General features: G+C 61.8%; 6 protein-coding genes. 3 read left to right on the top strand and 3 right to left on the bottom strand.

Annotated elements, in window-relative coordinates; genetic code table 11:
• Positions 1 to 311: 311 nt before the first annotated feature.
• On the top strand, positions 312 to 1751 hold the full coding sequence (locus V7080_RS22050) for an NAD-dependent succinate-semialdehyde dehydrogenase (RefSeq protein WP_334190535.1): 1440 nt from the start codon (positions 312 to 314) through the stop codon (positions 1749 to 1751).
• A 78-nt stretch (positions 1752 to 1829) separates the two neighbouring features.
• Here V7080_RS22050 and V7080_RS22045 read toward each other — a convergent pair whose 3' ends face one another.
• On the bottom strand, positions 1830 to 3719 hold the full coding sequence (locus V7080_RS22045) for a diguanylate cyclase domain-containing protein (RefSeq protein ID WP_334190533.1): 1890 nt from the start codon (positions 3717 to 3719) through the stop codon (positions 1830 to 1832).
• Positions 3720 to 4098: 379 nt separating this feature from the next.
• On the opposite strand from V7080_RS22045, the gene V7080_RS22040 reads away from it, so the two are divergent.
• On the top strand, positions 4099 to 4509 hold the full coding sequence (locus V7080_RS22040; protein WP_334190532.1) for a hypothetical protein: 411 nt from the start codon (positions 4099 to 4101) through the stop codon (positions 4507 to 4509).
• 102 nt (positions 4510 to 4611) lie between these two features.
• Complete coding sequence (gene rimI, locus V7080_RS22035) at positions 4612 to 5079, top strand: ribosomal protein S18-alanine N-acetyltransferase (RefSeq protein ID WP_334190531.1); 468 nt, start codon at positions 4612 to 4614, stop codon at positions 5077 to 5079.
• A 292-nt stretch (positions 5080 to 5371) separates the two neighbouring features.
• On the opposite strand, the gene V7080_RS22030 is transcribed toward rimI, so the two are convergent.
• Together V7080_RS22030 and fnr are read right to left on the bottom strand one after the other, a co-directional pair.
• On the bottom strand, positions 5372 to 5770 hold the full coding sequence (locus tag V7080_RS22030; protein ID WP_334190530.1) for a bacteriohemerythrin: 399 nt from the start codon (positions 5768 to 5770) through the stop codon (positions 5372 to 5374).
• Positions 5771 to 5819: 49 nt separating this feature from the next.
• On the bottom strand, positions 5820 to 6554 hold the full coding sequence (fnr, locus tag V7080_RS22025; RefSeq protein ID WP_334190534.1) for a fumarate/nitrate reduction transcriptional regulator Fnr: 735 nt from the start codon (positions 6552 to 6554) through the stop codon (positions 5820 to 5822).
• Positions 6555 to 6807: the final 253 nt, after the last annotated feature.

Raw genomic sequence — 6807 nt, 5'->3', positions numbered from 1 at the left:
ACTGGATTATAGGGGAGGCCGGTGCGCGGCATGGCGTCTTGCGCCGATCCTTGCGCCTAGTCACCGGCTCCCCGTGGACGCATCGGGGCCGCGCACCCGTAATGAGCGTCCCTGCTAGACTACCGGAAGATAACCGCCGCGGCGGTATCCTGACAATCCAGGCGTTGACGACGGCAACCATCATCGCCGCCAATACTCCGATATACCGCACCATCCGTTCGCATCATCGCCACCGGCGGTTCACGCAGGGCTGCCGGACGGCGCGCGGCGGCTTGATCCTTTTTTCCTGCATTGGGCAAAGCGAGCACACCATGACCTATCCGAATACGCAATTGTTTATCAACGGCCAGTGGCAGGACGCCGCCGACGGCCGCACGCTGGCCATCCACAATCCCGCCACGGGCAAGGAAATCGGGCGCGTCGCCCATGCCGGCCGGGCCGACCTCGACAAGGCGCTGGAAGCCGCGCAGAAGGGTTTCGAAACCTGGCGCGACATGACGCCTGCGGAGCGCAGCAAGATCATGCGCAAGGCCGCCGGCTTCATGCGCGAGCGCGCTGACGCCATCGGACGCGTGATGACGCAGGAACAGGGCAAGCCGCTGGCCGAAGCCAAGGGCGAGGCGCTGGCCGCGGCCGACATCATCGAATGGTTCGCCGAAGAAGGCTTCCGCGTGTATGGCCGCATCGTGCCGTCACGCAACAACCTGGCGGTGCGCCAGATGGTGCTGAAGGACCCGGTCGGACCGGTGGCGGCGTTCACGCCGTGGAATTTCCCGATCAACCAGGTGGTGCGCAAGGTCGGCGCGGCGCTGGCCGCCGGCTGTTCGATGCTGGTGAAAGCACCGGAGGAAACCCCGGCCGGCCCGGCGGCGCTGATCCAGGCCTTCGCCGATGCCGGCATCCCGCCCGGCGTGCTTGGCCTGGTCTACGGCAACCCCGCCGAGATTTCCAGCTACCTGATCCCGCATCCCGTCATCCGCAAGATCACGTTCACCGGCTCCACGCCGGTGGGCAAGCAGCTCGCCGCGATGGCCGGCCAGCACATGAAGCGGGTGACGATGGAACTCGGCGGCCATGCGCCGGTGATTGTCGCGGAGGATGCCGATATCGCGCTGGCGGTAAAGGCCGCCGGCGCCGCCAAGTTCCGCAATGCCGGACAGGTCTGCATTTCGCCCACCCGCTTCCTCGTGCATGAAAGCATCCGCAAGGATTTCGAGCAGGCGCTGGTCAAGCATGCGCAAGGCCTGAAGGTCGGCGACGGCCTGGCGGAAGGCACGCAGATGGGGCCGCTGGCGAACCCGCGCCGGCTGACCGCCATGGCGGAATTCACCAAGGATGCGGTCGAGCGCGGCGCGAAGGTGCTCGCCGGCGGCGAACGCCTCGGCGATGCGGGCAATTTCTGGCAACCCACCATCCTGGGCGATGTGCCGCTCGAAGCGAAAGTCTTCAATGACGAGCCGTTCGGCCCGATGGCGGCGATCCGCAGTTTCAACACGCTGGAGGAAGCGATCGCCGAGTCCAATCGCCTGCCCTATGGCCTGGCCGGTTACGCGTTCACCCGTTCGCTGAAAAATGCCGACCTGCTGGCGCGCCGCGTCGAGGTGGGCATGCTGTGGATCAACATGCCCGCCCTGCCGTCGGCCGAAATGCCGTTCGGCGGCATCAAGGACTCCGGTTACGGCTCCGAGGGCGGACCGGAGGCGGTGGAAGCCTATCTCAATGTGCGTTCGGTCGCAGTGATGAACGTCTGATCCGCAAGCCGGTACCATCCTGTCGCGGCAGCGCCGGCCTGGCTGGCGCCGCCGTTCTTTTTGGAGCGCGTCTTCCGCTCAGGACATGGCGAGCCGGAAGGTATTCTTGCCCGCCTTTTTCGCCTGGTAGGCGGCGGTGTCGGCCCGTTTGAGCAGTTCGTCCAGGTTCGTTCCATCGCGCGGGAAGAGGCTGATGCCGATGCTCGGCGAGGTCTGGTAGGTGGCGCCGAACGCCGATACCGGCTCGGATAATGCGGTCAGGATTTTTTCGGCGACGAGCAGCGCGTCGGCATCCGAATCGACGTCGGACAGCACCACGACGAATTCGTCACCGCCGATCCGGGCCACCGTGTCGACATTGCGCACCATGGCCTGGAGCCGGCGGGCCACGGTGCAGAGAACGGCGTCACCGGCGCTGTGGCCCCAGCTGTCGTTGATCTGCTTGAAGTTGTCGAGATCGATCATCAGCAGCGCGACACTTGTGCCGTTGCGCTGGGCCTGCTGGATCGCCATCGTCAACCGCTCCTGCAGCGACATGCGGTTCGGCAGCCCGGTGAGGGCGTCATGGTGAGCGAGATGCCGCATCTGCTGTTCATTCTCGCGCAACTGGACCTCGATCGCTTCCTTCTTGCGGATCTCGTCGCGCAAGGTATTTGCCAGGAAATGCAGCTCGTTGGTTCGTTCCTCGACGCGTTTCTCCAGTGCTTCCTCGTGTTTCTTCAGGTCGGCGAGCGCACGCTGCTGGCTTGCCAGCGCTTCCGCCTGGGCCAGCTCCTTGTCGCGTTTCAGGGCGTTGATGCGGTCGGCCAGCGCGATCGACAGCAACAGCACATCGATACCGATGCCGATCTGCAGGCCATGCACCGTCAGGAAGTTGGTCGGGAGCATGCCGATACTGCTGAGCATCAGCATGCCGGCAGCGGGTATCTCGATGCCGAAGGCGATGAAGAAGAACCGCGCCGGCCGGTAACCGGCACGCCACGACATGACGGCACAGGACACGACAACGACCAGGGAGATCAGCCCGAGCTGAAGCATGGTGCGCATCGCCACGCTGTATCCGCCGAATGCGGTCAGCGCGAACGCCGCCGGCATAAGATAAATCAGTCCCCGGATCAGGCGGCCCATGCGCGGCGAGGTTTTCGGCAGCGACAAAAATTCATGCGCAAAGAGCTGCACGAAAATCAGCGTCAGGCAGGTCAGCGTGGAGTTGGTCCAGTTGACGATGGCCGGCAGTCCGGTCCAGATGAACTGGTAGCCGAGGCCGTCGAGGGAAAACATCAGCATGCCGACCGAGGCGATGAAGGCGACGTAATACAGGTACACACGGTCACGGACCGTCAGGTACAGGAACAGGTTGTAGAACGCCATCGCCACCAGCATGCCGTAGAAAATGCCCAGGATGAGCAGTTCCAGGGTGTGTGCGTCGTGGAACGCTTCGGGTGACCAGAGCCTGACCGGGTAGGTGACCGTGCCGCCGGATGCGATCCTCACATAGATGGTACGGACATCGGTGCCGTCGAGCGGGACCTTGAAAACGAAATGGCGATGGTTGATGTCGCGGGTGGAAAACACCGTTGAATCGCCGGTGCGCTTCTCGACGAAACCTTCAGCGCCCGTCGCTGGAAGAAATACGGACACATGGTCCAGGTGCGGATACTCGACCTCCAGCAACACGGTGCGGTCGATCGGGGCCGGCTGGCGCAGCTTGATCCGCAGCCAGTACGCGGAGCCGGTGTAGCCGAGGTTGGCGGATCCGCGCTGCGGAAGAAATGCTTTTTCGAAATCTCGCCCGGCGACCTGTGCAACAGTCAGTGCCTGAGCAGGGTCCTCGAGGACGTCGACTTCCGACGCCAGGCCGCGCGTCTGAAAATCGGCGGGGATATCGACGATGGCCTGCTCCGCGTTCGCCGCCGGTAACAGGAGCAGGAAACACGACGATCCAATGCACAAAAGCCGAATGAACAATCCGGCGCTGCACCTGACTGCGGCCGTGATTGCGTGTGTATTACGCAGCAGGAAAAGGAAGGCCATTGAATTGGTACATTGAAATTGACGTATTGATAACCCGAAGTGTCCCGCGCCGAGTATTGCATAAATCGTTGCCGAATTGGAATGATCGGTTAACTTTGGTTTTAAAGATGCCGAACTTACATGCATTGTCCATGTCAGCTAGGGAGATGCGTACAGGGTGAAGAGCGGCGGAAGTTTGCCTGATTTCACATCCCTGTCCGAGACAAAGTAATAGTGAGTAACAGCGGGCCTGATGAAAACCTGTGCATGCTTCACCGTTTTGTTTGGGTTGAAGCACCTTGAAATTCATCAAAGCGGCGTCACTGTTACTTCAATGAATACCGCAAAACTGGATGACAACATGGAATCGGATGCAACTGAAAAGGTGGATATCGCCCGTATATTGATACAACGTGTCGATGGGCTGCCGTCGAAAGCAAGGGTGTCGTCGCTCGAGGCCGCCAACAAGGTGCTCGACGACTGGTCTGACTGCGCGCCGGATACCGGATACGACCAATGCGACTTCCAGATCGTATTTGAGGACGGCTTCCGTTATCAGGGACATTACCTGCTGAACAAGTCGACCAAGCGGGTTTCGCTGGCGCGGCACGTGCGCAAGCACCTGATGGCGCTGGCCAAGAGAGCCGATGCCGAGGATGCCGACACGGATGACAAGCCGATCAGCCTGATCGGGGCGGATATCGCCGAATCGGCAAAAATCGTGCTGGACCAGTACAACATCTGAGAGCCTGTTTCAAAAGGGTGACGGACCCGGCATGTCGACCCCGTTTCCGGATCGGTTCCGGAACGTGCGCGCCTGAGTCGCAGCCGGGAGCGTGGATACGCGATGATTGCCAATCATGAAGTCGGGCTTGCCGTCCCGGGTGACGCAACGGGCATTTCCCTGCTGTCCCGGAATGTGATCGAGCAAGGCCTGTCGTGGAGCTGGACGCCGCGGCGCGTTGCCAACAGCATTGCCGACAGGTCAACCAATGTGGCGGTGGTGCGGCATGAACACCGCCTGGCCGGCTTTGCCATCATGAAGTATGCGGAAAGCGAAGCGCATATCCTGTTGCTTGCAGTGCATCCCGATCAGCGCCGCAAGGGCGTCGGCTTGGCCCTGCTGGCATGGCTGGAAGCCACGGCGCGGGTGGCCGGCATCGACCTGATACGGCTTGAAGTCAGGGCAGGCAATGCGGGGGCGATTGCGTTCTACCGGCAGAGCGGGTTCCGGGAGATGCACCAGCGGAAACGGTATTACCAGGGCATCGAGGATGCGCTGTGCATGGCCAAGGATCTTTGGCTGCCGTCCTGAGTGCCTAGAGCGCTTTCGGTCTGACTGTGCCAGACGAGGCCGAGATGATTTGCCCGCGGAACAAGGGCGGAGCGGGGCACTCGGGCAGCATGCTGCCCGCCCGCGACACGGCATCCGCGTGCAAGCGGATGCGCGCCCTGCAAGGGTGCTGACGCGACATGGCGGGCCATGGCAAGGAAGCCTCGGCGGCCCCGCACAACGCCGTGCCGCTGGCAAAGCGTCCGGGATCGGCGGTACAGTCAGGACGAAAGCGCTCTAGACGCGTCTTCCGCACTCCATTGCGCAAACCGCTCTAGAAAATTTCCTCGTGCCGGAATTGCAGCGCGAAGGCCAGGCCGGCATCCGATGTCGAGATATGCGCCATCAGCCATTGCGGCAGAATGGCGATCGTCCGGCGTCCCAGCTCGACATCGCCCTGCATGACCGCGCCCGCCGCGCGGTGAAGACTTCCGAGCAGCGCACAATGCTGCTCGCGGTGATGGTGTATGCCGGGGAAATCGATTTTTTCCATCAGCTCCTCCTCTTCCCGGAAATCGCTTTCGATACGGGCAACCATCGCCGCGTAGTGCGCCGGAAAGTCGGCATCGGACACGTCGAACAGCCGCGCAAGCTTGTCGAGCAGCTCGCTGTGAGATGTATCCATCGACGGATTTCCAAGGGAAAGATCGGGCGACCAGAGCGATGCCAGCATGATGACCTCTTACGAACCTGGGTTGGGACGACGAACTTCCGGGACGCCGTCAGTGAACATGCGCCGTTCCCGCCGCCACTTCCTTCAGGCGTACCGGGTCCAGCACTTCGATCTCTCGATTCGACACTTTCAGGAAACCTTCCTTCTTGAACCGGGACAGCATGCGGCTGATGCTTTCGATCGTCAGTCCGAGATAGTTGCCGACATCCTCGCGCATCATGCGCAACTGGAATTTGTTCGACGAATAGCCACGCGCGGCGTAACGCGCACCGATGTTCACCAGGAACACCGCCAGCCGCTGTTCGGCGCGCATGCCGCCCAGCAGCAGCATCGCATTCTGTTCGCGGGTGATTTCCTGGCTCATCAGGCGATGGAAATGACGCAGCAAGGTCGGGATTTCGGCGAACAATTCCTCCAGCCTGGCAAAGGGAATCTCGCAGACTTCGCTGTCCTCCAGCGCCACCGCGCCGCAGTGATGGCGGCCCGCGCCGATGGCATCCATGCCGAGCAGTTCGCCGGGCATCTGGAAGCCGGTGATCTGCTGTTCGCCGGCGGAATTGATCTGATACGTCTTGAAATGGCCGACACGGATGGCATACAGCTTGGTGAACGGATCGCCCATCCGGTAAAGATTGCCGTCGCGCTGCACCTTGCGGCGGCGGCCGATGATCTTGTCGAGCCGCTGCATGTCCGCTTCCTGCAGGCCGGTCGGCAGGCAGAGCTTGTGCAGGCTGCAGGAGGCGCAATGATTCGGCTCCGGCGCGTGCATCGCTGCCTTGTGCATCTGTTCGGGCGGGGTGAATTGCAGGGCTGTCATCATGATGGCTCTTCCGGCGGATCGACTATGGTTGAAGTATCGGCGAGCGCCGGCCGGTCCGCCATCGTGGATGGCAGTGATGTTTTGTAGTGAATGTTTGATGGCGGGGCGTAGGGGAAAACCTACGCGGGCGTGCAATTGAGTCAAGAACTCATTTCATAAATTCCTTTACGGTACTCTTGTCATTCCCGCGAAGGGTGGAGCAGGGAATTCGGACAGC

It is taken from the genome of Noviherbaspirillum sp. (genome assembly GCF_036846085.1).
Lineage (GTDB): Bacteria > Pseudomonadota > Gammaproteobacteria > Burkholderiales > Burkholderiaceae_D > Noviherbaspirillum.
The sequence above is the reverse complement of the archived record's forward strand: the minus strand, read 5'-3'. Positions and strand labels throughout refer to the sequence as shown.

Excerpts from the sequence above, each read along its gene's own strand:
- V7080_RS22050 (WP_334190535.1), top strand. The coding sequence starts at position 312 with ATGACCTATCCGAATACGCAATTGTTTATCAACGGCCAGTGGCAGGAC.
- V7080_RS22030 (WP_334190530.1), bottom strand. The coding sequence starts at position 5,770 with ATGCTGGCATCGCTCTGGTCGCCCGATCTTTCCCTTGGAAATCCGTCG.
- V7080_RS22040 (WP_334190532.1), top strand. The coding sequence starts at position 4,099 with ATGAATACCGCAAAACTGGATGACAACATGGAATCGGATGCAACTGAA.
- rimI (WP_334190531.1), top strand. The coding sequence starts at position 4,612 with ATGATTGCCAATCATGAAGTCGGGCTTGCCGTCCCGGGTGACGCAACG.
- fnr (WP_334190534.1), bottom strand. The coding sequence starts at position 6,554 with ATGCACAAGGCAGCGATGCACGCGCCGGAGCCGAATCATTGCGCCTCC.